The organism is Candidatus Methanomassiliicoccus intestinalis Issoire-Mx1 (genome assembly GCF_000404225.1).
In the GTDB taxonomy this organism is placed as follows: Archaea; Thermoplasmatota; Thermoplasmata; order Methanomassiliicoccales; family Methanomassiliicoccaceae; genus Methanomassiliicoccus_A; species Methanomassiliicoccus_A intestinalis.
In genome coordinates, this window is sequence record NC_021353.1 from 22,523 (window position 1) to 49,284 (window position 26,762).

Here is a 26,762-nt window from a genome sequence, read left to right on the forward strand (position 1 = left end):
TCAGGAGCTCCAAAAGAATTATTTTAATTTTTCATCATATCTTGTGTAATTCTCAAAAGATTATTTACTGCTCCTTCAGCCCCAGAACCTCTTTGTTCTTGCATAGGTGAGTTCTGCACTCAAGATGTCCCGCAGAAACTCATCTTCATTCTCATAAAATCCTGAAAGTATTCTTGATGCTGAGTCTGGTCCTACGCCTCTTCCCGCAAGCGCCACTACCGCTTTGGGCCCGTAGTCTTTTACCAGCGAGGCATTTTTGTACATTCTTTTGATTTCTTTCTTTTCCTCTGCAGTAGGTTTATCTTTTTTTAGTAAAGAAATGTTGTCTCTGTTGTAAGGCAGAAGCGCAGCAACCATCATGCCCCCGCATTTGGGACAGAGAATTCTTGAGGGAGCATCCTTTGCTTTCATTCTCCATTGATTCTGACAGCTTACACACGACATGCTCATAGTCTCGTCTTCTAATCTTTTCTTCAATGCCATGAGAATGCTGTGATCTGCCCTTTGAGGCATGATAAGCTCTTTAGACTGCCGCAGTCCTGCAATGCCGATAGTGGTGCTGCCCGTTACTTTAAATGCAATTTCACCGCGTTCTATACGGCCTATAACTTCTTTTGTTCCTGCAATATCAAAATCATTCCAGAGGACATGCATGACTGCCTCTTCGAACAAAGGTGTGCCTTCAAAGGCCTCAGCCAGCCTCGTGAAGTTGACACTGCGGTAATCGGCATTTTTCTCTATGACGCCGAATTTCTTCGCTACGTAAACAAATCTGTATCTGAGGAATGAAGACGACTTGAGAAACATTCTCATCAATGATTCAATTCCTGCAGATTTGACAGACATCAGAGTATCTTCGATTACTTTTGGTCCGATTTCCTTTGGAAGTTCAAGAATTATGCGGTAAGGGTCTGTGGTAACTCCAACAGACTCGCCCATTCTCGCAGTCAAGAGCATAGAAAGAATCCTGGCAATTGTACCGTTCACCTTTGTGCCGAAGCACATGTTGATGATCGCCGTTCTTTTGCTCAGTTCCAGAGTGATGAGTTTATCAGACGGAATATTCTCTCCGTTTTCTTCTAAATATTTATTAACTGTCTCTACTGCCCGCTTGTCTCCGTTATAATCCTTGAAGTTTTTCAGCCTTCTCAGACTGCCCACTTCTTCTGCCACTTCCAGAGGCACAGGGATATCTTCTCCTGTCCATGATGGAATGGAGCCCAGATCATTTATCTGCTCTACCAGCACCTCATCTTCTCTCAGCTCTACGATCCTCCAGGATCTTCCCTGTGTGATGAATACCGCGTAAGGCTCTGCAAACGATGCCACGAACGACTCATCCAGCGTACCGACGATTCTCCTTGAGCTTATTTCTCTGATCAGAAAAGTCCGTTCGTCTCTGATCATTGACAGATTGTCATAGAAATATGTCATTCCTCTCTTGGAGCGCTTGTAATCTGTGCCGTTGTCGAAGATCAAACCTATCGAGACCAGCTGAGCAATGACATCATTGAAAGTGTCTCTAGATAAATTCCTGAATGGGTATGATCTTGTGAATATGCTGTAAGTGGCTTCTTTCTCCACCTTGCCGGCCATTGATGCCGCCACAAGCTGATTTGCCAAGACTGTCAGGGGATTCTCTCTTACATTCAGCTGTTCAAGTTCTCCCGCCACAGCCTTTCTGGTAATTACCATTGCCTCTGCCAGTTCGTCTGGTTCAGTGGCTATTATTGAACCTTCTGTTTTTTCTCCTACTGCATGCCCCGCCCGGCCCATACGCTGAATCAGCCTTGAAACCTGTCTGGGAGAGTTATACTGCAGAGCATAATCTACTGATCCGATATCAATTCCCAATTCAAGAGATGATGTGCAGATGAGGCCGCTGAGCTCTTCATGTTTGAATCTGTCTTCCGTATCTATTCTGATGTCTTTAGACAGCGATCCGTGATGTACTCCGATCTTTGTGTTCTCATCCCAGACAGCATATCTTGCTGCCAAAGCTTCCGCAGTATCCCTTGTGTTTACAAAAAGCAGCGTTGATCTGTGTGCGTCGATAATCTCTTTTGAGAGCACCATCGCCGCTGCCAACTCAGGATCGCATTGAAGCCTTCCTGCTAAGTCTTTAACATGATCATCTACCACAGGACATTTCACGGAGATGTCCAGTTCCTTTGATGATTTTACCTGTACAATCTCTACTTCCCTGTCTCCGCCTAAGTAGCCGGCGACTTCCTCCACTGTTCCTACTGTAGCCGACAAACCAACTCTCTGAAATTCTCCTGAGATCGCCGCCAGCCTTTCCAGTCCGACTGCCAGCTGCGCACCTCTTTCATTTGATGCCAGTTCATGAACTTCATCGACTACAACCCATCTCACATTTTTGAGATGTTCTCTTAATCTCTTGCCGGTGAAGAGCACCTGTAGCGTTTCTGGTGTAGTGATCAAAACATCTGGAGGATTCTGAGACTGTTTCTGCCTTTCTGCCTGAGCTGTATCTCCGTGTCTTACGGCTACCTGGATATCCAGAGCGGATCCCAATTCGGTCAGTCGTCCCAGCATATCTCTGTTTAAGGCCCTCAGAGGAGTTATGTAAAGGCATCTGATTCCTTTTCCGGAGGTCTTGAGAATATTGTGAAAAATAGGAAGCATGGCAGATTCAGTCTTGCCTATGCCGGTGTGAGCTACTAGGAGTATGTTTTTACCTTCCAGTATGCGTGGAATTGCCTTCTCCTGAGCCTTTGTAGCTTCTACAATGCCCTTTTCCTTGAGAACCGCACGAATGCGGTCATCCAAGAGCTCGAACGCCATCTTGCACCTTTCGAGGGCATGAGTGTATTTTAACGTTTCTAGAGGAAAAATTGGGTTCTTTAATCATTGTCATAGTGAATTATAACTCTCTAAGAGAACACAGCACTGATCATTACAGTGAAAGAGCGTTACATCATTTATGCACCGGTTGCCAAATTGAAATGAGGGGTCCGGAACTGTGTTGATATAGACTAAGTTTTCATTTATTGGCTTAAAACGTTTTTCTACATCACTTATGCCGGCTTCTTCTTTTTGAATTACTGGAAGTACATGACATCCGAATAACATGCAGGGTACGTTGTGAGGGTGTCCGAACTTATAATTTATTCCAAAACTGACTACCCAGTTTTTGGCACCAGTGCCATTATGCAGGATATTAAATGAGTCTGCACTGATATTATGTTCTGAACCGTGATGGGGAAGTAAAATTGCTCCAGGACTTGCTCCGCTTTCTTTCATCTCATTAACTAGTGTTTGAGCATGAGACACGATATTCGTCTCTGAGACTTTCTCTTCATAATCTAAGACACTATCGCCTGTTAAAAGCAGCCCTCTTTGATTCAGGCTTTTCTGAATTTCCTTAATACAATGGCCATCTACATTGATTGCACTAATTCTGTAGCCGCTATCCACTACATTTCCTGACGTTGTGGGACCAAAATAAAAGCACAGTGATGAGGCATTAGTGTCCGAATCCGCTTTATATCCTAAGCTTCTGAATATCTGTGCGATCTCTCCATGACCTTCTTTAGTCTTTAATTTGATCATAATTAGATTGCGTATTGTTTCCGGCGTTTCTGTCTCTAAATTTATTCCTATCTTTATGAACTCTTTTTTAATAATTTCATATACATCTTCATAGGTTTTATCAGAGGGCAGACAGAAAATTAGCTGCTGCATCCACACATCATCTTTATTGGTGGCGGATATATTGTCTTCAACACCCACTCCATCTGGCATATATGCTTTATAGAATGCCGGTCTCTCATTATTACTCACCTCATCTACAGGATCATAAATCAATGAGCCAGCAATACCTTCTATCTCTATGTTATCTTTTAGAAAGGGCATGGTTCCATAATCTGAATTATTTCCAGAATGAACTTCAATTATATTTTTAGCATTCAAATTTGACATCAGATATTCTTTCGGTGCGAATAGTTCTTCTAACTCTGTAAGAACATCAAGATGTTTAAAGAACATACAAATCTTATCTAATTTACTTGAAAAGGGATAGATAAAGTTCTTAATTACGTAATCTTTAGTTAATTTATTGATTCCATTAATATGATCGCAGTCAAAATGAGAAACAATCAGCTGGTCTATCACATATTTTTCTGTCTCTGTGCACACTTTAAAGCGCTCACAGTCGTCTTTGAGCATTTGAAATACAATATTTCCCTGGTTTTCTGGAAAATTCAAGCTTATTGTGCTTCCGCAGTCGTAGATTGTAAGGCGACCGTCAACTATATCATATCTGCTGCTGAATCCATTTGAACTTATGTCCATGTCAATATCTACATTTGTATACTGATATCTGCATGTATAAATCCCGCACATCAGCCCTTGCCCCACAGGGTAGAAACGATAAAAACACCTGTGCCGTACTTTAACAATATTTTTTTCAAGATGCTTTTTAATGCCTGATACTATACGATCTTTCAGTGCCTTGTGATTATAATCATATGCTGGACAGGATGTACATCCAGTTAGAATGGCAAACGAATTTAACTTAGGGCAGTTTATGGTATTTTTTCTAGTGCAGCATATTTGATTTAATATTGACATGTAATATGCATTGATGTAAGCATCTATCTCAGATGATATTTCACTCCATTTTTTATTTAATTTATATATTATACTAATGCTTTTAAAATTTTCAAAATATCTTTGATATGAGGGGATTGCATTCAATCCGTTTATGATCGTGTAACCGATTTTAGACGCAATGCTGCTTAATCTTTCCTCATCCATACTTCATATCACTCCAGCAATTGTTTAATTGACAATAGATCCATATTTGAAAGGATGCGGACATTGTTGGTGTTCCAGATACCAAACGCCAAACTGTCTATGGATGCAAATGTAAAATCCTTTGGAGCTGCATTTGAATCCTTTGATATTTTAAGACTGAATGCATATTCTGTTGTAGACTCACCGCTTTTTGGCTTTTTAACATGCAGAAAAACCTGCTGAATTGAGATTTTTAATGAGTCTAAATTTGTTTCATTTAAGAATTTTTTTAAACTATTTAGTATGCCATCTTTAGTGAACCACTCTTTGCCGGTTATGCCTTTCAGGAATGAGTTTAATCCATCTACCAACTCTACTAATGTAAACGGTTCTGCATCATAATTCATAGACGGCATAATCAGCAGCTCTTTGCTGTCGTCTGCATGAGATTCCAGGGTTCCATACAGGGAAACATTCAATAGTTTAAATCCTACAGTTATTCTCATCTGTGTCGCTGAATCACTTGCTGCAAGATCCTCATATTGCTGACTTACCAATTCATCTGCCATTTTTTCACCCTTTAACTTCATTCATTAACTATCGGAATCCTTACTCTGTAATTCTTCAGTTTTTGTTTGCTTTCAAGATTCTCCTGAACTCTTGATTTCATGTTCTGCAGGCGCGGAGATTCTGAATTCTCGCAGACCTTGAGAAACATGGCATTGATAATCGGCTCATTCGCCGGGTTTATGAAATATGTCTCCTTATCGTCTAATTCAAACCCATCCAAAGAGTTGTCTGGTGCATTTTCATCATTTAATGCAAAATCAGAACAGATATTGAAAACGCTTTCGTAGTACCGTTCTCCCAAATCTTCTGAATAGTTGCTGCAGTCCTGTTCTGGAAGAGAACTGGAGATACTGTCCTGAACAGATCTGGTTGCTTCTTGGAAATTTTCATCCATCTTAGAAATAATATCTTTCTGTTCTAACAGATATTCTTGAAAGTTCCTAAACTTTTTTCCTTTTTCTTCTAGAGCTCCAAGGACGTTTTCAGAACAGTCGTTCTGAGTGCCATTTGCCTGCGTCTCTTTTTTTACTTCTTGAATCAGAGATTCGCAGTCTACATTGAGCAGTATTTCGAAGTTTCCCATCCACTGGGAACGGGCATTGCTCAGTCTGTTGACAATCTGTCCGGTTCTGCTTTCTCTGAGATCATCATCCTTCCCGTAGGTGTACTTGTAAAATGCTCCTAATGCTCCATATGTAGTGGCAGACTTAGATACAAATTCAAGACCGTCTGAAATGCACTGACAGTATTCATCACAGTCTGTGTAGGGAAAGTCGCTTTGTTCAATATAGTCTTTCAAGGCTGTATCTATGCAGGCAACGGCATCTAGTTTGTCCATATTGTTCAGTTCAGACTGCGTTCTGCTGGTGACATTATTTGATATGCTGCTGTGTATGCCGCTGCTGACGTTGCCTGAGAGGGATGCTGAAGTATTTATTGTATAATCCTTCCCAAAGAGTGTGAAGCAGGCGCTCAGGGCAGCACTCATGCTTTGACTTGCCTTAGCATCAAGTGTTATTGAAATTTCTTTAAGATAGAATATTGACGACACCGCTTCAACCAATTTCTCTATGAGCCAACCTATCGCTCCAGTGACCTGCTTTACTGCTTCTAATGCTAACTTAGCTATTTCCAGGGCAGCATATGCAACACCCATGGCAATATATATGCCAGCCTTTTCAACTTCCAAAACTCCCAGTACGCAGATGTAATATGGTATTTTCCAGAACATGTACCATTTGAGGTGTGACAGTTCATAGGAATATGAATCAATCTTTCTGTTAACGTTGTCAATCTGATACTGTAAACCCAGCACCTGCTGCTGAGCATACGCCAGTTTATTTTGAACATCTGTGATTCTGGCTTGAGTCTTGGCAACAAAAGCCCTTACCATGTTTATTACTGTTTGAGCGATATCCTGAAAGAATGAGAAATCAAGTGTTATTTTGAAGAAGAATGAAGAATTGTTGAAGTCGCTGTATGATGCCGAGAGCATCAAACGCGCCTCTATCAGGAAAAATTTGATTTGTGCATATAAGTAAAATGATCCCGATTCGAATGACAGGTATGTAGCAGCCTTCAAGGAAAGAAATGTAATTTCCAGAGAAGCATCAAGATACATTCTATAATTATTTTTCTTCAAACAAAGATAAAATACCGGGCCGTCCCCGTCATGGAGATACTGTTCCACAATGCTGTTGGATCCAGTTTCCATCAGTGCGTAATTTTTATCGGATTTTGTAAGCTTGATCCAGGAGTTCTTGATGGGGGCAACCATTACTAAAGCTTCGAAGCCGTTCTTATCGTCGACTTCTCCGTAAATATTGATTCTCTGTTTCAGAATCTCGATTGATGCGCATACAAACATCCCTTTGTACAGGTTATAACTGCCCGCTGACAGATTCGCTTCTGTACAGTAATAAAATTGAGGGGACAGAGAGATTTTTCCACTTTTAGTTATAGAATAATGCCTGACATTTATTTCATCAGTCAGAACCCAGCCGTTGCTGCCGTCTGCCCTTACAATTATGGAATCGCCCTTTACCGGACTGGAAGCTCTTCCTCCCAGCTTGCCGCTGCATGCTTTATTGAACGTCTCAGCTATCTTATCAAGACCTTCTCTGGAAAGATCTGAGAATACATTTGTTTCCATCACCGTGGATTCAAGAGGAAAAGGCTCCAGTTTGATGAAGTCGAAGTAATCTGATCCCGGCAGGGTCACACGCATGAGAGACTGAATCAATGATGATATGCTGAGCCTGTTCAATGCAAGTCCCATTGCCAGAATTCTTACGGTTCCGCCTCCGACCTGAGCAAAGAACAGGGCGAACAGATCTATCTTCTGGAGTTGCACAATTCCCCAGATTCCGAAAGTCAGCAGATCCTTTGCTTCTCCTATCGAGAGGCCGATCTGACTTAGTGAAAACAAGTCTCCAAAAGGTATCGGAGCTCCTCCGTATTCAGCAGATATCCCGAAGCTTGATGAAGATGCTTTACAGTCTATAATGAATGTTGAAGCCTGTCCGTTAATATCGAAATCCAGCATTCCTTTGACATCTATGAGTATCGGGGATCCAAGCTTCAGGTAACAATCCAGATGTCTAAAGCTTAGGCCGTCATTCATTATCTCAAGTGTCTCGGAACCTTTTGTTATCCTTATGAGAATAAATGACGGGGATCCGTAGCCGGCAGTGAGTGAAACCGCAGAGCCGCTGGGCACTATTCTTCCCAGACTGCGCAGAAATTCCAGAGAACTTGACTCAAGCACTACTTTCCCTGAAACTATTATAGTCTGGTTGTCTAACTCTTTCCTATCAGGAAGAGCTACCCTTTCAAACACGCTTTTATCAAAGACTGCTTTTTCAATCTTTGAAAATCTGCTGCCTGCATCTGAAAATGATGCTGCCGTTCCTTTCTTGAAACCGATGCAGAGATTCATGGCACCGGCAACTTCTATGACCTTTGCCAGAAAATCGGTGAATGAATCATTAGCACACAAAGCATCATTCAGACTTTGATCTGTAAATGACAGCAGCAGTAGGAGATCTCCCCCGTTTTTCAGAATTCCCAGGGCAGCTGATTCTTTGCTTGATGTAACATGGCCGACAGCTGCAAGATCTCCCCGGCTGTCATATATCAGTGCAGTTTCAAGCTTCAAGTCTTTAACTAAGGGATATAGCGGAGACTCCCGAAACTCTTTCTCCCAATCTGATGATAAGTTTGAGAGAATCCTGAGAAGGTCATTTTCAGTCAGACTGCAGGTACCAGACAGTGCTGTGCTGTCCGGCCCTTTCTCAATCTGGACAGTCATATGAATTCCCAGAATAGTGCCGGAGACCTGTAATGCGACGGAGGGATCACCAGGGCCGTTTGTCACAAGGGTATATGACATTATTTGATATTAATATTTTTATTTTTTTATGACTAACCACACTTAACTTCCCTGAGTATGTGTTTTTTCAGAGTTGTGAATTATTCTAACGGACTGCAACTGACATATTGCAGTACCGTCATCGTTGTAGAATAGTTTAGTTCTTAGGAATATTGTCAGCTTTTACAGGCTGCATGTGTTCTTTGCAGCCGCACTTCGGACATTTGACTACTTTAGTTTCTGAATTATCATTTGACAGAAGCATCCTGCCGGCATTCGGCTTGAACTCGCAGCCGCACTTCGGGCATACAAAACTCTCTATTTTGTAAAATTTGAAATACCAGTATGAAGCCGCAGCGATGACGATGACTACCATGCACGTTGCAACAGCGAAAATAATCTGTGATCCGCCCATATAATCCTCTCTGTCTTCATGCAAAGTGCATCGAGACTATTTAACAATCTCCAGTTTAACGAACTATCTGCAGAATATATGTTAATGATTTATTGAGCATAGGATTCATTGTGTATGATACAATCAACAACTATCACTCCGTATGATCATCAAAGTCAGTTAGGCATCAGATATTTCCTTAATCCATTCATAAATTCACTAAGGTTTATCTTTACTAGACTATCATCTTCATAGGCTGGTCTGTAGTATATGTAATACATTTCCATCGAATCTTCAGTAAAGTTTAGGGTGTTTAACACAACTTTCAACTTATTTACTTTATCTAAACTGGGAAAGTATATTTTTGTGTTAGAAAGTTCTTCCTTTTGGAACCCGCTTTTAAAATCATTTGATTTTAAGATTACTATATCAAATGGAATATTCTTGCATTTTAGCATCTCTCTAATGAATTCCATGAATTTTAATGTTTTAGCGTCTAACTCTAAATTCTTCTGTTTATCTGTTTTTAATTTTGGATTATCAATTTCCTTTAAATTAGATATCATGTCTTCAAATTCTTTGATTGTTGTATCATCTAACACTGGGATTTCTTTTTCTGATAAAAAATTATAAATTCTTTTGAAATATCTATTTATTTCATCGATGGCTTCTAATCCAATTGTATTAATTATTGATCTAAATTCTGACTTTGATTTCCATAACGGACGGCGCCATCTATTTCTTTCAAAATATTCTTGAGTCAACTTATCTGGACAGACATTCTTGACTAAGAAAATCAAATCATCGTCACATAAGTATGAAATGGTTGTATCTTGAAACTTTTTTCCTTTTTCAGTTATTGCATCAAAGCATATCAGATTTTCATGATCGACTTGGTTATCCTTTCTCATGCATGAATTTACATGTTTTATCGTATATCTTATTAGAAATTGCTCATAGAGAATTATTGGATGAGACTGTATCCATTTCTTTTCTGAATCATGTGCATAGATTACGTTTTCCAGCACACTCAAAGCACCTTTATCAAAAACCAGCTCATACTCTTCACCAATCTTCTGCATCATTATGCTGTTTAATAAACGAGTATAATCTAAGTGTATATTATCATACCCAGTCACGTATGCATCTCTGATAAGATAATCCAGTTTATCAACATCGATGATGGGAGAGTTTAACAATTTTATTAGAATGTTTTCAAGATACTCTTCAAATCCATTTGGTTTTTGATGTATATATCCAGTTATACATCTGGCAAAAAGACTTTTAGACTCGGAGTCTTTAAAGTACTCTTTAAACGATACAATCGATACAATAACGCTCATTATTTCGTGTGGCGCAGCAGATTTTGTATTTTCAAGATAGTACTCCATATCTTGTGTAAAAGATTCATCAGATACAGTGGATTTCAATAATTCATACAATGGATCATCTGATTTACCATTTGTTAGATAATATTCTTCTCCAGAATGTGAAAAAGGCGCGTGACCGACGTCATGTAAAAGACATGCAGTTTCAAACACATCTTCTAGATAATCCCACTCTAGATCCTTGCAATCCTGATATCTTTTACAAACGTCTTTTTTCAATGATTCAAATGCAATTTTTCCCAGGTGATAAACGCCTATTGAATGAATAAAACGATTATGAAGTGCAGCAGGATACAAGGGAGTATAACTCGTTTGTCCTATTCTCCTTAGTCTTTGAAAACAGGCGCTATCTATGAATTGTCTTACCATTTTTTCAGGTATTTGAACATATCCATAGATTGGATCTTTAAACAGTTTACATGTATTCTGTTGCATCAATTTATTTCTTAAAGACCTTTCAATATATAAAACATCATCATATTAACACAAGAAATTTGGGAATTAAAAAAATTATCGAGTTAGGCTGTTATTCCTAACACTTCAAGGGACTTCGCGTCAACGAATGCTTGAAGAACTTGATATGTAGTATACGATCTAAACACATCTCTTAGTTTATCTGTTGTAATACCTTCTTTAAGGCAGACATATTTTTCATCATCATGAGATTCTATTTCGAAATACTCTGTGCAATTATGAATGAATCTGTTTGTATAATCCCTAGACAGTACTAATACTGCCCTTTCTCCTTTCTCATTCAATACATCAAGAACTTTAGCTCCGTACTCATTCAGTTCTTTAAAACTGACCTTTCCTTCTTTATTGTTATCGACTAACTCGATTAACGCATTAGCCACGAGATCCTGAATCCCAATATAATAGCACATGATCATCATCCTATACTATATTGAACATATTTCATAAAGACTTGCTTAATCACCAATCTTTTGTGGGGGCCCTTGAGATACATTTCATATATTATAGTTTTTCAATTACTTCAATAACGTAATACATATATACGTTATTTGAAAAATAGAGTTTATTATATGGTTGTAGAATCTTATAAATGACTGATATCTGTATTTCCTACACGCTTCACCAACTCTCTAATATTTCTACTCCTATCACCAGTTCATATACAGTGATTCTTTATGAAGACTGATGTTGAAATTGCAAGCGAAGCATGCATGGAACCGATACAGGCTGCGGCTTCTAAACTTGGTTTTACACCTGACGATCTGCATCTTTACGGCAAATACGCCGCCAAAATTCCTCTGGATGTTCTCAAGCGCTTTGACAGCAGGCCAAACGGCAAGCTGGTTCTGGTTACTGCCATCACCGCTACCAAAGCAGGAGAGGGAAAAACAGTCACATCCATCGGCCTGATTGAAGCGCTGGGACGTTTGGGCGTCAAAGTGGCCGGAGGCCTCCGGGAACCTTCCATGGGGCCGGTGTTTGGCATTAAAGGGGGAGCCACCGGAGGCGGTTATGCGCAGGTCTATCCGATGTGGGACATCAACCTGCATTTCACCGGCGACATTCATGCAGCTTCAGCAGCCCACAATCTTCTTTCAGCAATGGTTGAGAATCATCTTGCCAAGGGCAACGAGCTGCAGATCGATCCTACGAGAGTTACATGGAAGAAGACCATGGATACAAACTGCAGGGAACTCAGGAACATTGTTGTCGGCCTGGGAGGAAAGAGCACCGGCGGCATCCCGCGGGAAAGCGGTTTCATCATTACATCAGCGTCTGAGATCAGCGCCATCCTTGCTTTGGCAAATTCAGTATCCGACTTGAGAAAGAGATTGGGTGAGATAGTCGTAGCTTACGACATACGCGGCAAGCCTGTAACTGCAGAACAGATCGGCTGCGTCGGTGCTATGATGCTGATTCTCAAAGATGCCATCAATCCCAACTTAGTTCAGACTTTAGAGGGGGACCCGGTATACATTCATGGATTTCCCTTTGCCAACATTGCTCACGGCAACAGCAGCGTCATTTCGACAAAGTACGGATTGAAGACTGCAGATGTTCTGGTGACTGAAGGAGGCTTCGCCGCTGATCTGGGAGCTGAGAAATTCTTTGATATTGTGTGCAGACAGGCCGGCTTCCGCCCCGACTGCGCGGTCGTTGTAGCTTCAGTCAGAGCAATCAAGCTGCACGATGCCTTGGGAGAAGAGTCACTGGAACGCGGCTTTGCCAATCTGGATAAGCATGTTGAGAACATCAAGAAGTTCGGCGTGCCTCCTGTGGTCGCCATCAACCGCTTTTCCATTGATACGGATGAAGAGATCGAGGCAGTAAGAAAGCACTGCGGAGAACTGGGAGTGCCCTGCGCCATTTCCGAAGTCTTTGCCAAGGGAGGCGAAGGAGGAAACGAGCTGGCACAGGCAGTGATGAAGGTTCTTGAGGAAGGAAAAGCAGACTTCCACACTCTTTATGAAGACTCGCTGACAATCAAAGAAAAGATCCACAAGGTCGCTACAGAAATCTACGGAGCTTCCGGAGTCAGGTATGTGGGGACTGCTGAAAGAGACATAAAATCGATAGAGCAGTCAGGCAAAGGAAATCTGCCGGTCTGCGTTGCTAAGACTCAGCTGTCCATTTCAGACAATCCAGCGCTCAAAGGAGCCCCGACAGGCTGGGAACTGGAAGTGAGAGAAGTCGCTTTGTCTGCAGGAGCAGGGTTCATCGTCCCCATATGCGGAACGATCATGCTGATCCCCGGTCTGCCTACCGATCCGGCTGCTAAACACATCGATTACACGGACGATGGAAAAATCATCGGCTTGAGCTGAATCTTTCCGCATACTCTTCCAGTGTTACGAACTCAAACTCCCTGTCAAGAGCATAGGACAGAATGTCCCTCAGCTCTTCCTTATTTTGTTTTATTTTCTCTTTTGAAAACATTCCTGAGTAATTCTCTACCATATGCCATGAGTGGTCTCCGAGAACCAGCAGCGGCACTTCTTTCAATAAAAGGTACTTATAATCTGCCAGAGAGCGTTTTCCTTCGTGCAGCGGCCACAGGTAGGACTGCATCCATCTGCCGCCTGAATCTCTGGTTTTCAGCACTGGTATTTCCAGAATCTTGTTTTCAGAGCAGACACACTCGTCATCAACCTTCACGGTCGATGAGCTGTATTTAAATCCTAAGTTTGAAATTATTGCTTGTATGCGGTCATCGTAGTGAAGATAAGGAGCTCTGAATCCCCGCGGATCTTTTTTGAAGACTTCTTTTACTGCGTTGATTCCTCTTTCTACAGCTGCTTTTATCTCTTCATTGGTGAGAATTACCCCGCTGTCTTTTCCTGTTAAGTCTTCATGGTTATAGCCGTGGCATCCTATCTCGTGGATTTTCATCAAATCTCTCAGGTCGCAGTCTGCGCTGATGACTTCAGCTGTTTTTCCTTCCATGAAAAACGTGCCTTTGATTCCCAGCTCATTTAAAACTTCGATAAATATCTTCAAGCCTTCATATGATGAACTGAAACGGGTGCAGCCTCCAGGACAGACCGCGTCCGGGCTTCCCTGCACCGCTTGATTAACATCCCTGTCGACATCTACCGTAAATGATATCAGAGCCACAAACCGCTATATTCTTGTCTGTTATTCAAGCTTCCTTCACAAAGTGAATAAACAATAGCATCATCTCAGGAGAACAATATGTACGAAGTCGGAATCATCGGGGGAGGAGCTGCCGGGCTTGCCGCAGCTCTCGAGCTTTCCAGGAGGAGAATATCCTCTGCAGTGATAGATTCCGGCAGGCACATAGGCGGTTTGTCAAGAGATTTGTGCTGCAAAGCCAATCCAGTCTGCCAGAGATGTGATGCCTGTTCTCCTGTGGATATCAGAAGAGAGGTGAGGAAGTCCCCGTTTGTTACACTGCTCTCTGATTCAGAAGTAATTAATGTCCGCGGTATTCCCGGCAGCTATGTTCTTTCAGTCCAGTCTTCCTCAGGTCTTTCTGAGATTGAGGTGAAAGCAGTTATCATTGCTATCGGCTCGCCGACTTTCGACGCTGCCATAGATGCGAGGTATCGTTACTCGGACTGCGCTGACGTTCTTACCTCCCGAGACTTAGAGACGATGATGATCTCTAATGACATACACATGCCTTCGACCGGTAAAGCCCCCTCAAGCCTGGCTGTTATTCAGTGCGTAGGTTCCAGAGACGCCAAGCACGGTGCTCCCTATTGTTCCAAAGTATGCTGCAAATACTCTCTCAAACTGGTGAAACGAATCAGAAAAGAACTGCCCGGTATCGAGGTTACATTCTTCTACCGGGACTGGAGGCCTTCTGACAGAGGTTATGACAAGCTTGCCGAGTACGGCAGGGAAGACGGCGTGCATGTGGTAAGAAGCAGGCCGGCGGAAGTCATAGCAGACAGCAGGCCGCTGGTAAGATATGCCACAGTCGAAGACGAAGTCCGCGAGGATCCCTTTGACATTGTTGTGCTGGCAGTAGGACTGCAGCCTCCGCCGAACTCGCAGAAGTTTGCTGCTTCTCTCGGACTGCAGTGCAATCAGTACGGCTTCTTCATCAAGAAGGGCGAGGGAGCTTACGCTGCCGGCTGCTGCACCGGTCCCAAGGACATCAGGGAAAGCGTGGAAGAAGGCATCGCCGCCGCCGGCAAGGCCGCTGCATTTCTGGAGGGGCTTCATTGATTCTTATCGCCGGAGGAGGAAAATCTTCAGAGATTGCTGCTGAAGAAATCATTCATCAGGGTGAGGTTCCTCTGCGCCTGGTGCTTCCTGAAGAGACCTTCTCGCCTCTAGAAGGTGTTGAGACTGTCAAGGGCAGGCTGCTCAGCTTCACAGGCATGCAGGGAGACTTTCTGGCTGAGATTGAGACTGATTCTGAAGTTAAAAAATTCAATGTCGGTGCTGCAGTCATTGCCGTCGACGAGACTCCCAAGGCTGCTGATTCCAACTGCATTACATTATCTTCAGTTTTAGAAAACAATTCAATAGTATGCAGCGGCACAGTTGTGATAATGCTTGATGCCAAGAAACCTTCCCGTTCATCGCACATCATTGCAGTTGAGAAGGCCATCGAGATAAAGGATAACAATCCAGACTGCAGAATTTATATAATCACTCCTGAAGTGAGGACATTCGGGCTTGATGAGCTGGAATACTGTAAAGCTCAGAAGAAAGGAATTATATTCATCAGGGCAGAGAATATTGAACGCTCTTTCGGTAAAATGAGAGTTACTGATTCTCCATCAGGAAAAGTGCTGGATATCCTTCCTGATCTAGTCATTACCGATGAAGAGCAGGAAGTGAGAAACGCCGCTTTCTGGGCGAAGGCGTTTTCCATCAATCTTTACGAGGACGGGCATTTCCGTCTGGGAAATGTGAGCAGAGGTCCTGTGACTTCAATGAGAAACGGTATCTTTTTATGCGGCACCGCCTCGCGTGCTCTGCTGCCGAGGGAAATGGACACTTCTGCCAGAGCCGCTGCCACCAGAGCTGTTACTGCCGCCCGCAATCCTCTTGCGGTTGATTCTGCAGAAGTTGACGAGGAGAAATGCGCGTCCTGCATGACATGCGTCAGAGTGTGCCTGTTTCATGCTCCCTCCATTAATGAAAGAGGAAAGTCTGAAATCTGCAGAGATCTCTGCCAGGCCTGCGGATTATGTGTAAATCTCTGCCCTGCTTCTGCTATCTCCTTAAAGGGTTCTGGAAGATTGGAAATCATTAGCGCTGTCGATGATGTCCTGAGGTGTTTGCATGAATGACTGCCGTATTTTGATAATTTGTTGTGAAAAAATGAAAGAAACAGTTGAGAGTGCAGACCTGCCAGATTCTGCAGTTTTAGCGCTTCCCTGTCTTGGAAGAATCGATGAGGCTGTCATTCTGCGCGCTTTCAGGAAGGGAGCAGATGCTGTGATTATTGCAGGCTGTGTTGAAGGCAACTGCAAATACAATTCTGGAAACTATCAGGCCAGGCGCTGCGTGAATGAAGTCCGTGACATACTTACAGAAATTGGAATCAGCGGTGAAAGGCTTGAAATTCTAAATCTGGCTCCTAATCAGGCAGTTGATTTAGTTAATTTATTTGAAAACATGAAAGAAGTAGTTATGAGACTGGGACATCCTGACATTCTGGGGGCTGAGAGATGATAATTGCTGAAAGAAAACCGATCTCCGAAATTATTTCAATAATAGGAAATAATAAAAAAATCCTGATTGCCGGCTGCCGTTCCTGTGCCTCTGTGTGTATGGCGGGAGGCGACAGGGAAGTCTCTGCCTTGTCGGAAGCTCTCGGTCTGTACTCAGACTTGAACTCTCTAGGCTGGGAGATCTCTGAAGTCTCTAAGGAAAGACAGTGTGAAAAAGAGTGGGCTAAAGAGATTGCTGAAGAAGCCTCCTCGGCGAATGTCATTCTGTCTCTGGGATGCGGGGTCGGAGTGCAGTTTATTCAGGAAGTCAGCAGCATTCCTGTTTTCCCTGGTCTGAACACTTCTAACATGGGCGGTCCGGAAGAACAGGGAATCTATCTTGAGAAATGCGGCGGCTGCGGAGACTGCACGCTTCACCTCACCGGCGGAATCTGTCCCATTGCCAGATGTTCGAAATCTATGCTTAACGGCCCCTGCGGCGGTTCTCAAAACGGGAAATGTGAGATTAATCCTGATACTGAATGCGCCTGGGATGCAATATATCAGAACCTCAAAAGGCTGAACCGTCTTGAAACACTTTCAGAAATAATTCCCCCTAAAAACTGGATTCCTTCCCGATCCGGCGGTCCGAGAAAGATTGTCCGCAAGGAGATGGTTTTAAGCGAAGATGAGAAGAAAATCAAGGAGGGGCTGGAATGAGTCATTTGAAGGATGTTCTTGAGTCAGGAAAGTTCGCCGTGACTGCTGAGATAAGCCCGCCTAAATCTGCTTCGTGTGAAACAATCCGAAAGAAAGCGGCTATGCTCAAAGACTGCGTTGATGCCGTCAACCTTACTGACAATCAGACCGCTATCGTAAGAATCTCCAGTTTCGCTTCTTCTCTGGCCTGTCTGCAGGAGGGAGTCGAGCCGATACTGCAGATGACCTGCCGCGACAGAAACAGAATTGCCATGCAGTCTGACGTCCTCGGCGCATCTGCTTTCGGCATTCACAACGTGATGTGTCTGTCCGGCGACCATCAGAGTTTTGGTAATCAGAAGGAGGCTAAGAACGTCTATGACGTTGACTCAATTCAGCAGCTGATGATCTTCAACAAGATGCGCTGCGAAGGCCGGGTCTGGGGCGGAGATGAGCTTAAAGAGAAGCCTGAACTGTTTCTCGGTGCTGCCGCCAATCCCTTTGCTGATCCATTTGAATTCAGGGTGCAGAGGCTGGCTAAGAAAATCACTGCCGGTGCTGATTTTATTCAGACTCAGGCAGTGTTCGATGTTGAAAGGTTCAGAAATTTCATGTCATCCGTTTGTGACAGAGGTCTCGATAAAAAAGTGCATATCCTTGCCGGCGTGATGCCTCTGAAGTCTTACAACATGGCTGAACACATGAAGAATAATGTTTCCGGCATCAGCCTGCCTGATGAAATGGTCTCCAGAATGAAGTCTGCTGCCGACCCCAAGGAAGAGGGTCTAGCCATTTGTCATGAGACTATTGAAGAAATAAAGAAGATAAAGGGAGTGCACGGCGTGCACATTATGGCAATTTCCTGGGAATCAGTCGTTCCCAGAATAATCGAAGACGCTGAACTGAGAAATTAAGCTCTCAGGAAATCATCGCAGTAGAGCGATCTGTTGAGCAGGATCTCCCCGGCTTTGAGGGCATCCATCAGCTCCTTGTCTTCAGGATCCATGATTGCTGAGGACAGTCCGGCGCCCATGAGCATTGCCAGATATGTGGTGTTTATGAGACTGCGGTTCTTGGCTCCGTTGGAAACGTTGCTCAGACCCACTACAGTCCTCGGTGCAGGTTCATTGAGCGACTGGAACATGCTTACTGCCTGAATGACCTTAGCGCACTGATCCTGGGCCGCGCAGACCGGCATTACAAGAGGATCCAGAAACAGGCGGTCCGGCATGATTTCATATTCCATTGCAGTAGCCATCATCAGCATGGCCATTTCAGCTCTGGCATCGGCGGAGTTGGGAATTCCCTTTTCGTCCATGCAGAGGCATATGATGTCTGCATTGTATTCCCTGCAGATGGGGAAATACTTCTCCATGCGCGCCGGGTCTGCATTGGTTGAATTCATTATGATCGGGTTGTTGCATGCTTTGACTCCTGCTTCCATGGTTTTGGGTCCAAAAGCGTCAATGCACAGCGGGACCTCCGTCACTTCCTGAACAGTTGAAACCAGCCAGGTCATGTCTTCCGGGCCGTTGTCTCTTCCCGGTCCTACGTTGACATCCAAAGCCTGGGCGCCGCTGTCTACCTGCTTCAAAGCGAGTTCCTGAATGAATTTTGAATCTCTGTTATCTATCGCTTTTCCTACTGAAATGAACTGCCCGTTGATCCTTTCACTGATTATGAACATGCATCCGCACCTTTCTCACTGTATCTGGAATGAGGGTATTATCATTTCTGCTTCTCTATGGAACTAATCAACCAAAATATGCTGCTTTTTAGAGATTGCAGCATTTGTTAAAACGGTTATTTGCAGTTTCAATGCAGCATAATACATATGTATAACATAATATAAATATTGATGATTATATTACTATTACGTTTAACAATATGAAGGATGTGATGAAATATGGCTGAGAATTATGTCAATGAGAAAATCGGTGCTAACTATATGCGTGGAAAAGAAGCAGTAGGCGGCTGGATCAATTTTGACGAGAACGGTCTTACATTCAAATCGCATGCTGTTAACATACAAACAGGAGAAACGCGCATTGAGTATGCTGCCATCCAAGATATAAAGAAAAGAAATACGCTGGGCATTGTGCCGAACGGAATTTCAGTTTATACTAATGACGGTTTTGAACATAAGTTCGTCATTCATGACAGGGAACAGGTAATAAAGTTTCTAAAGAGCAGAATAACTCAGTGATTGAGACTAAACGCTCAGCAGTTCAATCCTGCGGACGGGACAACAGCCAGTCAAGGGCGTTTATCTGCCTGATGCCGTTATGAAACATCGGCGGGTCATCATCAAGTGTGAGCAGATACTTAGGATTGTGATCCTGAATCATATTCAGAGACGCCAGCTCTCGATTCAGTGTTGATTCTTCCCGGACTGTTGCTGCTACCTGATAATATACTGTGCCTTCCTCGCCGACAGCAATGAAATCCACTTCTGAATTGCCTACTTTGCCGATATATACATCATTTCCGCGGCGCAGAAGCTCAAGAAAAACAATATTTTCAAGGATGTGGCCCAAATCTGCAGCCTTGTCACCGAGAAGATAGTTCCGCAGGCCGATGTCTGCCACATAGTACTTCTCGCCTGACGCCAGATACTGTTTTCCTTTGAGATCATAACGTCTTGCTTGATAAAGGATATAACTGCTAGTCATAGCCGAAAGGTAGCGCTCCACAGTATTGGCAGAGACCTTTCTTCCGCTGGAAGCCAGAGCTCCCGCGATCTTTCTTGATGAGCAGACATTCCCAATGTTGTCAAACATAAAGCGGATGATGCTGTCCAGCATTGATACGTCTTGAATATTGTATCTCGCGACAATATCTTTCAGCACTATAGTATTGTATATTCCTGAAAGATATTCCCGCAGTTTGCCGTGGCTGGAGATTTCTATCGCACCAGGAAAAGAACTGTTTTTGCGATATTTTGAATACAATTCTGAAATGCTTGACTTGTCAGTCTGCGCAGAAACATACTCTTTGAACGACAAGGGCATCATTGCGATTTCTACATATCTGCCAGAAAGCAGAGTTGCTAAATCTCCTGAAAGAAGCGATGCGTTGGAACCAGTGATGTAAAGATCAACATTGTCTTGGATATACAAGCTGTCGGCTGCTTTCTGAAACTGATCTACAGCCTGTATTTCATCTAAAAAAACATAGTTCATTTTTTCAGAGATCAGACGGCTTTTGACATGATCGTAAATACTGCGGTAATTCAGCAGCTCTTCGTATGCCAGATCCTCAAAGTTTATAGAGATGATTTGCTCGTTGGAAACTCCGTTTGATTTCAGGTAATCCTGATACAGTTTGAACAGTGTAGATTTCCCGCAGCGGCGGATTCCCGTTACGACTTTGATCAAATCAGTATCGCGAAGGTCTATGAGCTTCTGCAGATACTCGTCTCTGGCAATCATGTGCATTGTAAATAAGCGGAATAGTAGATTAAATTTTGCTCAATAAACTGAGCAAAACTATCAAAAAATAAAGAATTGCTCAATTGAATGAGCAATTTTATGGACTATTACATCAACGCACACTAAAATACAGATGCACAATTACATAGCCAACAGAAAAAAAGGTGCATTCATGAATGAAAAGCCAGCTCTTGACAGGAATCTTGACGAAGAGATTTTTCGAAGCTATTATTTTCTGAAAGAAGAACTGGTGGCATTCTGCAGAGCAAACGGACTTCCTGCATCAGGCAGCAAAATGGAACTTACAGAACGCATCGCAGATTATCTGACAACTGGTGAAATAAAGCCAGCAGAAAAAGCAAAGAAGACAAAGACTGGAGTCGTGCAGATTTCAGAAGAATCGCTGATTGAGCCTGATTTTGTATGCTCTGAAAAACACAGGGCATTTTTCAAAGAAAGAATCGGAAACAGCTTCTCTTTTAACGTTCAATTTCAAAAATGGCTGAAGGTAAATACAGGAAAGACGTATGCTGAAGCGATAGCGGCGTATCATGAAATTCTTGCAGAAAAGAAGAAAGGACCGGCTGAGATAGGCAGGCAGTTTGAGTACAATTCTTACATCCATGCATTTTTTGAAGACAATCCTGACAAAACCTTACAGCAGGCGATTCAATGCTGGAATTATAAGAAATCAATGTCTGGCAGCAATTCATACGAGCGGTCTGACCTGTCTGCACTTTAGATCATGCCCATTGAAATTTTAAGGTAGCAATTGATCGGAATAACTCATCTGATCGTTATTCTTCCTTTCACTTTTCCTTCATGTATCTATTCTTTTCGGCTAGTCTCTTCTGCTGCTCCTTCAAACCTGTCTCTCAGCTCTTTCTATTCAAGCCGCTTCTGCATCTTATGATCTTTAGTATTTAAGATATCATAATCGTATTCACGTTCCATTAACGATACCTGATCATCTTCATCAACGCCGAGGCTTTTCTAAACAGGTGCCGACAGAGTCAGCTGCCCCCTTAGTGTCAGTTCAGCTGTGTAAGTTAATATGTAGGTTTTTTATGACTATAAAAATTTAGAGAGGTAAGACCTCTCTTTGATATTGTTCGTTGATGACTTCTCCGAATGCCCTGTACATCGCAGAGCCTCCGCAGATTATTCCCAGGGCGCCTGACATTATCGGAATAATCTCGCTTCCAGTGAAGTTCCCTGCTGCAATGATGAAGAATAATGCGGTCAGTGTTCCGAAGATTATCTTCATAGACATATCGGAGCGCAGCGTTCCTATGAAAAGGAAGAGCGTAAGAATTCCCCAGAGCAGGAAGAACATTCCTCCAGCTGTGGTATCTGCTTCACCAAACGGATTCAGAACTACGAGGACGAAAGCCATCCAGAAAAATCCGTATGATGTGAAGGCAGTAGCTCCAAAAGTGTTCTCATTCTTGTATTCCATAACCCCTGCAATCAGCTGTGCCAGTCCGCCGTAGAAAACTCCCAGTGCCAGGATTGTCATATCCATGGGAAACATTCCCAGATTGTGAAATGACAGCAGTACAGTTGTCATTCCAAAACCTAGAAGCCCCAGGGGCGCAGGATTTGCAAGGACTCTGGTCGGCATATTGTTGTTGTCGGCCATGAAATATTGATTTTGTTCTGCTATATATCTGTTTTAGTATTTGTTGAAGATATATTTCGTTAATTGACGAAGTTATTTGTTAAAATCATATTTTACAAAATGCTCTTTTAATATTCATCAAAATAAAAGATGTGCTTCTGAAAACTCAAGAATCTTATACCTTCTTTAGCTGGTTTTGATAATAAGCTTCATATGTGAAGGTTAGATATATAGCTGGTAAACCTCACGGTTTGCTTTTGTGGAGGCCTGATTTTGGTCAAGATTGAACGCGCACTTGTAAGTGTCTCGGATAAAAATGGCATAGTAGACTTCGCAGATGCCTTGCGCTCACGCGGAGTAGAGTTAATTTCAACTGGTGGAACCGCGGCTCTGCTCAATGACAAGGGCATCCCTACCGTGAATGTTTCAGACATCACCGGATTTCCGGAGATGCTTGATGGACGCGTTAAAACACTGCATCCAAATGTACATGCTGGTATACTGGCCCGCAGAGATGTTCCTGAGCACATGGAACAGCTTAAAAAAATGAACATCAAGAAGATCGATATGGTTGTTGTAAACCTGTATCCTTTCAAAGAAACAGTTCTTAAACCAAATTCTACTTTGGAAAACATCATCGAAAACATCGATATCGGTGGTCCTTCCATGATCCGCGCTGCCGCCAAGAACTACAATTCAGTGGCAGTTGTTACTGATCCTTCCTATTATAATCCAATAATCGAAGAGATGGACAGCAGCAATGGGGAAATCGGCGAGGAGACGCTTAAACGTCTGATGCTTGAAGCATACCGCTCCACAGCTGCTTATGACTGTATGATCTCTGAGTATCTCGGAGGAGTGTTCCCCACAGAACAGTTCCCGAAGTATCTTACCATCGGCATGGAGAAAGTCCAGGATCTCCGCTACGGCGAAAATCCTTCCCAGGCTGCAGCTTTCTATGCTGATCCATTTACCAAGGGCGTGGCAGCTTCCCGTCTGGAGAAACTGCACGGAAAAGAGATTTCATTCAACAATATTCTCGATATTGAATCAGCACTTTCTCTTTTACGTGAATTCGAAGAGCGTCCCTGTGCAGTCGTGATTAAGCATACCAATCCCTGCGGGATTGCCTGTGCCGATAACATCTATGACGCATTCATTACCGCTTACAACGTTGATTCTCTGGCCGCTTTCGGTTGTGTTATCGGTCTGAACAGAGAATGCGATGTAGCTACTGCTGATGAAATCAGCAAGCATTTTGTAGAGATTGTCATGGCACCATCCTTTGCACCCGAGGCTCTTGAGATTCTTACTAAAAAGAAGAATGTCAGGATCATGAGGACCAACGAAGCTGTAACTCTGGCTGACGCCCCGACACTGAAGATGAAATATGTCAAAGGCGGAATGCTCGTGCAAAGTGCTGATAATTCTCAGGTCACAAGAGACAATCTGAGAGTGGTAACCAACCGCGCTCCGACTGAGGAAGAAATCAAGACTCTGCTGTTCGCCAACAGAGTAGTCAAACATATCTGGTCCAATACTGTCATTCTTGCTAAAGGCGAAAGAGTTGTAGGAATCGGAGCCGGGCAGATGTCCCGTGTCGATTCTTCATTCATTGCTGGACACAAGGCAGGCGAGGATGCAAAAGGCTCAGTGATGGCTTCCGATGCCTTCTTCCCCTTCAGGGACGGAGTCGATGAGGCTGCTAAAGTGGGAGCCACCGCAATCATCCAGCCGGGCGGATCCATCCGTGATGAAGAAGTGATTCAGGCTGCCAACGAACATAACATGGCAATGGTGTTTACCGGAACCAGAGTCTTCAGGCACTGAAGTTTGTGGATTCCCCTCCACTAACTTTTTATTTAATTGGTGAAAAAATGCAGTCTGTTTCAGTATGTATATGCGCATATAATGAAGCCAATAATATCGAGAAAGCAATTCGCTCGCTTTATGTGCAGCAGATTGAAGGGTTTGTGCTGAAGAAAACGTATGTTGTTTCAAGCGCCAGCACTGATGATACAGATAAAATAGTCACCGAACTCATCAATGAATATCCTACATTGGAACTCATCGTGCAGGAAAAAAGAGAAGGTAAAAACTCAGCAATCAACGCTGCTCTGAGTCGTGTTGATACAGACATCGTTGTTTTGTTCAATGCAGATAATGTCTTCCGTGACAGCAAATGTCTTATGCCGCTGTTGGCGCCTTTTGACGATCCGCAGACTGGTATAGTAGGAGGACATCCGATACCTACCAATGACATCTCTACATTTGTAGGGTTTGCTTCCCATATGATCTGGGAAATGCATCATAACATTTCTCTTAAAGTCCCGAAAATCGGGGAGCTCATAGCCTTTAGAAATCTGGGAATCTCGCTGACTGTGGGCAAGCAGTCTGACGAGGATATTATGAAGATGGAACTGGAACGGAAAGGTTATCACAGCGTCTATGCACCTGATGCAGTTGTTCTGAACCGCGGTCCTGATACCGTCAAAGACTTTCTTAAGCAGCGGATCAGGGTTAATATCGGCGAGCAATATATGAAAAAAGATTATGATTTTGAAATTCCCACCTGGGATAAAAAATTAATTCTCCATGCAACGCTTGATTCAATGAAGACCTTGGGATTTCATCCTTTCAAGTTCATCTTCTCTATTTCATTGGAATTATACTCCCGGGTAAAAGCGGCTCGCCACGTATCAAACCAGAAAGGTGATGTGGTGATGTGGGACATAGTTGAGAGCACTAAAAAGCTCTAAACGTTTTTCGTTATATTTTTTACATTTTTCATAGAATATAAAGCTTATTTCTAATGATTTCGTGTAGTAATTACGTTATTTTCAAATAACGACTTGAGAGAAGATCAATTTTAAATACTAATGCTCAAGTGCACATACAATGACCTCTTTCAACATTCCTCGCTGTATGAGTACCCAGCACCCTGATAATGTCAATCCGCCTTTTTTTGCAGAATCGCCAGAAATGGGTGGTGAAGATGAGATTCAGGAAGCTTATTACGTGTTTTCTCACTTAGAATGTGATGAACAGATGTGGGATTGTGAAGGTAAGGAAGTTGATAACTTTGTGGTCAAAAAATTGCTTTCCAAATATGAGTGGTATTTCCGTGAGAAGCAGATAGGCAAAGATCTTTTTCTTACATTGCGTGTGCCCAATCCAACTGTAGAAAAAGATGAAGCCAAGATTTTGCTGGAAACGCTGGAGTCGATTCCCCGTTCCTTTGATACTGCTCAGTTGTTCTATCAAAACGACATCCCGCCTATTTTTGAAGTAATCCTGCCGATGACTTCTTCAGCTCTGTCGCTGGATCGTGTCTACAGTTACTATCGCAATTTTGTGGTAGGTAAACAGCACATGCTTTTTGATGATTCAACGCCAGTATCTGACTGGATCGGAACATTTGAACCCGAAGCCATCAATGTCATCCCTCTTTTTGAAGATCTTGATCATATGCTGGATGCACACAATATTACTGAAAAATACATCAGCGGCAAAAATCTGGATTATCAGCGCGTATTCCTAGCCCGCTCTGACCCTGCTATGAACTATGGCGATCTTAGTGCCATACTTATGAACAAAATTGCTCTATATAATCTTCAAGAGTTGCAAGAGAGAAGCGGTGTTGAGATATTCCCCATAATCGGTGTTGGTTCAGCACCTTTCAGAGGAGATCTGAAGCCAGATAATGTAAACGAAATCATGGAAGAATACCCGTCCGTGCAGACTTTTACAGTTCAATCCGCTTTCAAATATGATAATTCAAATGAGAAAGTCCGCAGCGGCATCCAGCAGCTCAATGACAGTTGCAAAAAGAACGCTCATGAAATTGATCAGCAGCAGGCTGAGGACATCATAACGCGTTGCTCTACCTCCTACCGCAAGCGTCTTGTCAAACTAGCACCGCTCATCTGTGAAGTTTCTAACTATGTCCCGCGTAGGAGGAAAAGGAAACTGCACATTGGTCTCTTTGGTTACTCCCGCAGCATGGAAGGTGTAAAACTGCCGCGGGCAATCGGCTTTTGCTGTGCTTTATACTCTTTAGGAATTCCACCAGAGCTGCTGGGTATGGATGCTTTAACAGAAAAGGATCTAGACTTTGTTCGTGACGTCTGCCCGCACTTTGACACGAGTATGCGTTCGGCTCTGCAGTTCATGAATCCAGATATTCTCAGTTCAATGCCTGACATCGCCAAGGCCGTAGACACACTCAGTATCGATTATGAGACTGATGAATCACACCGTGAAATCACCTCATATATCTCCAGCAATCTGAGACAGTCTAAAGATCTTGGTGAGTTTGTACTGCGAGCAGCTAATCAAAGAGGTTTCTTAGGCTGATCTTGAATGAGGCGTTGCATTTACGCACTGTTGAACTTTCCCATTAAATACCTGCTGAATACATA

22 protein-coding genes are annotated in these 26,762 nt (G+C 43.0%); 11 read left to right on the forward strand and 11 right to left on the reverse strand.

The window, feature by feature from the left end; all coding sequences use genetic code 11:
- Nucleotides 1–75: 75 nt before the first annotated feature.
- The 7 genes from H729_RS00120 to H729_RS00150 form a co-directional block, all read right to left on the reverse strand.
- Nucleotides 76–2,808 carry a DEAD/DEAH box helicase gene (locus H729_RS00120; protein ID WP_020447967.1) on the reverse strand — a complete coding sequence of 911 codons (2,733 nt, stop codon included), beginning with the start codon at nucleotides 2,806–2,808 and terminating at the stop codon, nucleotides 76–78.
- 69 nt (nucleotides 2,809–2,877) lie between these two features.
- Nucleotides 2,878–4,782: a hypothetical protein gene (locus H729_RS00125; protein ID WP_020447968.1), complete on the reverse strand. Its 1,905-nt coding sequence runs from the start codon at nucleotides 4,780–4,782 to the stop codon at nucleotides 2,878–2,880.
- 8 nt (nucleotides 4,783–4,790) lie between these two features.
- A complete protein-coding gene (locus tag H729_RS00130) occupies nucleotides 4,791–5,330 on the reverse strand; it encodes a hypothetical protein (protein ID WP_147554356.1) in 540 nt (179 codons plus the stop codon).
- Between the two features lie 17 nt (nucleotides 5,331–5,347).
- Nucleotides 5,348–8,722 carry a hypothetical protein gene (locus H729_RS00135; protein WP_020447970.1) on the reverse strand — a complete coding sequence of 1,125 codons (3,375 nt, stop codon included), beginning with the start codon at nucleotides 8,720–8,722 and terminating at the stop codon, nucleotides 5,348–5,350.
- Nucleotides 8,723–8,858: 136 nt separating this feature from the next.
- Nucleotides 8,859–9,140: a hypothetical protein gene (locus H729_RS00140; RefSeq protein ID WP_048133739.1), complete on the reverse strand. Its 282-nt coding sequence runs from the start codon at nucleotides 9,138–9,140 to the stop codon at nucleotides 8,859–8,861.
- Nucleotides 9,141–9,271: 131 nt separating this feature from the next.
- A complete protein-coding gene (locus H729_RS00145) occupies nucleotides 9,272–10,918 on the reverse strand; it encodes an HD domain-containing protein (RefSeq protein ID WP_020447972.1) in 1,647 nt (548 codons plus the stop codon).
- 83 nt (nucleotides 10,919–11,001) lie between these two features.
- Complete coding sequence (locus H729_RS00150; RefSeq protein ID WP_020447973.1) at nucleotides 11,002–11,367, reverse strand: hypothetical protein; 366 nt, start codon at nucleotides 11,365–11,367, stop codon at nucleotides 11,002–11,004.
- Between the two features lie 264 nt (nucleotides 11,368–11,631).
- On the opposite strand from H729_RS00150, the gene H729_RS00155 reads away from it, so the two are divergent.
- Nucleotides 11,632–13,281: a formate--tetrahydrofolate ligase gene (locus H729_RS00155; RefSeq protein ID WP_020447974.1), complete on the forward strand. Its 1,650-nt coding sequence runs from the start codon at nucleotides 11,632–11,634 to the stop codon at nucleotides 13,279–13,281.
- Here H729_RS00155 and H729_RS00160 read toward each other — a convergent pair.
- On the reverse strand, nucleotides 13,265–14,071 hold the full coding sequence (locus tag H729_RS00160) for a polysaccharide deacetylase family protein (protein WP_020447975.1): 807 nt from the start codon (nucleotides 14,069–14,071) through the stop codon (nucleotides 13,265–13,267). The two genes, H729_RS00155 and H729_RS00160, sit on opposite strands and share 17 nt — an antisense overlap.
- 78 nt (nucleotides 14,072–14,149) lie before the next feature.
- Here H729_RS00160 and H729_RS00165 point away from each other — a divergent pair, with 78 nt between their 5' ends.
- From H729_RS00165 to H729_RS00185, 5 genes are read left to right on the forward strand one after another with little or no spacing between them, the layout of a single operon-like run.
- Nucleotides 14,150–15,151, forward strand: coding sequence for an FAD-dependent oxidoreductase (locus H729_RS00165; RefSeq protein WP_020447976.1), 1,002 nt, complete (start codon nucleotides 14,150–14,152; stop codon nucleotides 15,149–15,151).
- The gene (locus H729_RS00170) at nucleotides 15,148–16,227 is read left to right on the forward strand and encodes a 4Fe-4S binding protein (RefSeq protein ID WP_020447977.1); all 1,080 of its coding nucleotides are present in this window, start codon (nucleotides 15,148–15,150) and stop codon (nucleotides 16,225–16,227) included. Before H729_RS00165 ends, H729_RS00170 begins: the two co-directional genes overlap by 4 nt.
- A gap of 31 nt (nucleotides 16,228–16,258) precedes the next feature.
- The gene (locus H729_RS00175; protein ID WP_172618637.1) at nucleotides 16,259–16,612 is read left to right on the forward strand and encodes a hydrogenase iron-sulfur subunit; all 354 of its coding nucleotides are present in this window, start codon (nucleotides 16,259–16,261) and stop codon (nucleotides 16,610–16,612) included.
- Nucleotides 16,609–17,310 carry a methylenetetrahydrofolate reductase C-terminal domain-containing protein gene (locus tag H729_RS00180; protein ID WP_020447979.1) on the forward strand — a complete coding sequence of 234 codons (702 nt, stop codon included), beginning with the start codon at nucleotides 16,609–16,611 and terminating at the stop codon, nucleotides 17,308–17,310. Before H729_RS00175 ends, H729_RS00180 begins: the two co-directional genes overlap by 4 nt.
- Nucleotides 17,307–18,203, forward strand: a complete 897-nt coding sequence (locus H729_RS00185) for a methylenetetrahydrofolate reductase (protein ID WP_020447980.1) — start codon at nucleotides 17,307–17,309, stop codon at nucleotides 18,201–18,203. Before H729_RS00180 ends, H729_RS00185 begins: the two co-directional genes overlap by 4 nt.
- Here H729_RS00185 and H729_RS00190 read toward each other — a convergent pair.
- On the reverse strand, nucleotides 18,200–18,976 hold the full coding sequence (locus H729_RS00190) for a methyltetrahydrofolate--corrinoid/iron-sulfur protein methyltransferase (protein ID WP_020447981.1): 777 nt from the start codon (nucleotides 18,974–18,976) through the stop codon (nucleotides 18,200–18,202). The two genes, H729_RS00185 and H729_RS00190, sit on opposite strands and share 4 nt — an antisense overlap.
- 219 nt (nucleotides 18,977–19,195) lie before the next feature.
- Here H729_RS00190 and H729_RS00195 point away from each other — a divergent pair, with 219 nt between their 5' ends.
- Complete coding sequence (locus tag H729_RS00195; protein WP_020447982.1) at nucleotides 19,196–19,495, forward strand: PH domain-containing protein; 300 nt, start codon at nucleotides 19,196–19,198, stop codon at nucleotides 19,493–19,495.
- Between the two features lie 22 nt (nucleotides 19,496–19,517).
- Here H729_RS00195 and H729_RS00200 read toward each other — a convergent pair whose 3' ends face one another.
- Entirely contained in the window at nucleotides 19,518–20,720 is a 1,203-nt protein-coding gene (locus H729_RS00200; protein ID WP_048134143.1) for an ATP-binding protein, read from the reverse strand.
- Between the two features lie 172 nt (nucleotides 20,721–20,892).
- Between H729_RS00200 and H729_RS00205 the strand changes: the two genes are divergently transcribed.
- Entirely contained in the window at nucleotides 20,893–21,462 is a 570-nt protein-coding gene (locus H729_RS00205) for a DUF6434 domain-containing protein (RefSeq protein WP_048134145.1), read from the forward strand.
- Between the two features lie 339 nt (nucleotides 21,463–21,801).
- Here the strand turns inward: H729_RS00205 and H729_RS00210 are convergent, their stop codons facing one another.
- Nucleotides 21,802–22,344, reverse strand: coding sequence for an acetate uptake transporter (locus tag H729_RS00210; RefSeq protein WP_048134147.1), 543 nt, complete (start codon nucleotides 22,342–22,344; stop codon nucleotides 21,802–21,804).
- Nucleotides 22,345–22,614: 270 nt separating this feature from the next.
- On the opposite strand from H729_RS00210, the gene purH reads away from it, so the two are divergent.
- The 3 genes from purH to ppcA all read left to right on the forward strand — a co-directional run bounded on the left by purH (nucleotide 22,615) and on the right by ppcA (nucleotide 26,697).
- Nucleotides 22,615–24,171: a bifunctional phosphoribosylaminoimidazolecarboxamide formyltransferase/IMP cyclohydrolase gene (purH, locus tag H729_RS00215; protein WP_020447986.1), complete on the forward strand. Its 1,557-nt coding sequence runs from the start codon at nucleotides 22,615–22,617 to the stop codon at nucleotides 24,169–24,171.
- Between the two features lie 47 nt (nucleotides 24,172–24,218).
- The gene (locus tag H729_RS00220) at nucleotides 24,219–25,100 is read left to right on the forward strand and encodes a glycosyltransferase (RefSeq protein WP_020447987.1); all 882 of its coding nucleotides are present in this window, start codon (nucleotides 24,219–24,221) and stop codon (nucleotides 25,098–25,100) included.
- A 139-nt stretch (nucleotides 25,101–25,239) separates the two neighbouring features.
- A complete protein-coding gene (gene ppcA / locus H729_RS00225; RefSeq protein ID WP_197736776.1) occupies nucleotides 25,240–26,697 on the forward strand; it encodes a phosphoenolpyruvate carboxylase in 1,458 nt (485 codons plus the stop codon).
- Nucleotides 26,698–26,762 lie beyond the last annotated feature (65 nt).

Excerpts from the sequence above, each read along its gene's own strand:
- H729_RS00180 (WP_020447979.1), top strand. The coding sequence starts at position 16,609 with ATGATAATTGCTGAAAGAAAACCGATCTCCGAAATTATTTCAATAATA.
- H729_RS00220 (WP_020447987.1), top strand. The coding sequence starts at position 24,219 with ATGCAGTCTGTTTCAGTATGTATATGCGCATATAATGAAGCCAATAAT.
- H729_RS00145 (WP_020447972.1), bottom strand. The coding sequence starts at position 10,918 with ATGCAACAGAATACATGTAAACTGTTTAAAGATCCAATCTATGGATAT.
- H729_RS00120 (WP_020447967.1), bottom strand. The coding sequence starts at position 2,808 with ATGGCGTTCGAGCTCTTGGATGACCGCATTCGTGCGGTTCTCAAGGAA.
- H729_RS00205 (WP_048134145.1), top strand. The coding sequence starts at position 20,893 with ATGAATGAAAAGCCAGCTCTTGACAGGAATCTTGACGAAGAGATTTTT.
- H729_RS00130 (WP_147554356.1), bottom strand. The coding sequence starts at position 5,330 with ATGGCAGATGAATTGGTAAGTCAGCAATATGAGGATCTTGCAGCAAGT.
- H729_RS00165 (WP_020447976.1), top strand. The coding sequence starts at position 14,150 with ATGTACGAAGTCGGAATCATCGGGGGAGGAGCTGCCGGGCTTGCCGCA.
- H729_RS00135 (WP_020447970.1), bottom strand. The coding sequence starts at position 8,722 with ATGTCATATACCCTTGTGACAAACGGCCCTGGTGATCCCTCCGTCGCA.
- H729_RS00210 (WP_048134147.1), bottom strand. The coding sequence starts at position 22,344 with ATGCCGACCAGAGTCCTTGCAAATCCTGCGCCCCTGGGGCTTCTAGGT.
- H729_RS00185 (WP_020447980.1), top strand. The coding sequence starts at position 17,307 with ATGAGTCATTTGAAGGATGTTCTTGAGTCAGGAAAGTTCGCCGTGACT.
- H729_RS00195 (WP_020447982.1), top strand. The coding sequence starts at position 19,196 with ATGGCTGAGAATTATGTCAATGAGAAAATCGGTGCTAACTATATGCGT.
- H729_RS00175 (WP_172618637.1), top strand. The coding sequence starts at position 16,259 with ATGAAAGAAACAGTTGAGAGTGCAGACCTGCCAGATTCTGCAGTTTTA.
- H729_RS00200 (WP_048134143.1), bottom strand. The coding sequence starts at position 20,720 with ATGATTGCCAGAGACGAGTATCTGCAGAAGCTCATAGACCTTCGCGAT.
- ppcA (WP_197736776.1), top strand. The coding sequence starts at position 25,240 with ATGACCTCTTTCAACATTCCTCGCTGTATGAGTACCCAGCACCCTGAT.
- H729_RS00125 (WP_020447968.1), bottom strand. The coding sequence starts at position 4,782 with ATGGATGAGGAAAGATTAAGCAGCATTGCGTCTAAAATCGGTTACACG.
- H729_RS00190 (WP_020447981.1), bottom strand. The coding sequence starts at position 18,976 with ATGTTCATAATCAGTGAAAGGATCAACGGGCAGTTCATTTCAGTAGGA.
- H729_RS00155 (WP_020447974.1), top strand. The coding sequence starts at position 11,632 with ATGAAGACTGATGTTGAAATTGCAAGCGAAGCATGCATGGAACCGATA.
- H729_RS00150 (WP_020447973.1), bottom strand. The coding sequence starts at position 11,367 with ATGTGCTATTATATTGGGATTCAGGATCTCGTGGCTAATGCGTTAATC.